The sequence below is a fragment of the Bacillus sp. GbtcB10 genome (assembly GCF_019091365.1).
GTDB classification, from domain to species: domain Bacteria; phylum Bacillota; class Bacilli; order Bacillales; family Bacillaceae; genus Bacillus; species Bacillus altitudinis.
The window spans coordinates 1-307 of the sequence record NZ_JAGXJP010000064.1; the positions used below are offsets into that span (position 1 = coordinate 1).

Consider the following 307-nt stretch of genomic DNA (forward strand, 5'->3'; position numbering starts at 1 on the left):
CGGCCTTGAATATCACTATCATCAAAGTATTGTTCAAACACTTCCGCTAGTTCATCTGTACGATCGTATACATCATTGGAATTTTCACGATTTCCAGTGAAGGTGAAGAAACGACCATAACTGTAAATTTCTAAACCGTGTTTTGTATTTTTCCTTCCAGTACCTAACACTGATTGTGGAAGGCTACCTTTGATGATGATGTGGATGCCTTTTCCTGAAGGTGAAAACTCTGTGTAGCTATCTAATGTATCGATAATTTCAGTTGCAAAAGCATTTGTTTTTCCATCCGTAACACACTTATCGATAT

Annotated in this window: 1 pseudogene; it reads right to left on the reverse strand. The window is 37.1% G+C overall.

Going from position 1 to position 307, the window contains the following annotated elements:
• Positions 1–307: pseudogene (locus KVT11_RS19670) on the reverse strand (phage/plasmid primase, P4 family); the annotation flags it as partial.